Below are 1226 nucleotides of genomic sequence, written 5' to 3'. Positions count from 1 at the left end.
ATGGCAAAGGAAAAGTTTGAGCGTAATAAGCCGCACGTCAACATTGGCACGATTGGGCACGTTGACCACGGCAAGACGACGCTGACCGCAGCGATCACCAAGTATTTTGGTGACTTCAAAGCGTATGACCAGATTGACGGCGCGCCGGAAGAGAAGGCCCGCGGCATCACCATCTCGACGGCCCACGTGGAATACGAGACCGACGCGCGTCACTACGCCCACGTTGACTGCCCCGGCCACGCCGACTACGTCAAGAACATGATCACTGGTGCGGCGCAAATGGACGGCGCGATCCTGGTTGTGAACGCGGCTGACGGCCCGATGCCTCAGACCCGCGAGCACATTCTGCTGGGCCGCCAGGTTGGCATCCCGACCATGGTCGTGTTCATGAACAAAGTTGACCAGGTTGACGACGAAGAGCTGCTGGAGCTGGTTGAAATGGAAATCCGCGAGCTGCTGAGCTCGTATGATTACCCTGGCGACGACATTCCGATCATTGCCGGTTCGGCACTGGCCGCGATGGAAGGCAACAACCCGGAAATCGGCGAAGAATCGATCCGCAAGCTGATGGCTGCCGTGGACGAGTACATCCCGACGCCTGAGCGTGCTGTTGACCAGCCGTTCCTGATGCCGGTCGAAGACGTGTTCTCGATCTCGGGCCGTGGTACAGTTGTGACCGGTCGTGTTGAGCGTGGCGTGATCAATGTTGGCGACGAGATCGAAATCGTCGGCATCCGCGACACCAAGAAAACCACCTGTACCGGTGTTGAAATGTTCCGCAAGCTGCTGGATCGCGGCGAAGCGGGCGACAACATCGGCGCGCTGCTGCGTGGTATCGACCGTGAAGGTGTTGAGCGTGGCCAGGTTCTGTGTAAGCCGGGTTCGGTTACACCGCACACCAAGTTCGAAGCCGAAGCCTATATCCTGACCAAGGAAGAGGGTGGCCGTCACACGCCGTTCTTCGCGAACTACCGTCCGCAGTTCTACTTCCGTACAACTGACGTGACCGGCACCGTGACCCTGGCAGCTGGCACCGAGATGGTTATGCCCGGCGACAACGTGTCGTTCGAAGTTGAGCTGATCGCACCGATCGCGATGGAAAACGGCCTGCGTTTCGCCATCCGCGAAGGCGGCCGCACCGTCGGCGCCGGCGTAGTGTCGAAAATCGTCGAGTAATTCGCGTAAGCGAATGATCAAATGGAAAGGGCGCCCATCCGGCGCCCTTT

Annotated in this window: 1 protein-coding gene; it reads left to right on the top strand. The window is 59.2% G+C overall.

Features of this window, described 5'->3' with window-relative positions:
• A partial coding sequence (gene tuf, locus AC2FLG_RS20445) for an elongation factor Tu (RefSeq protein ID WP_142640426.1) occupies positions 1–1176 on the top strand: 1176 nt, incomplete at its 5' end.
• Positions 1177–1226 lie beyond the last annotated feature (50 nt).

This window comes from Ruegeria sp. CDSA193 (assembly GCF_059611885.1).
Note: the sequence above shows the minus strand (reverse complement) of the source record. Positions and strands in the feature narration are given on the sequence as shown.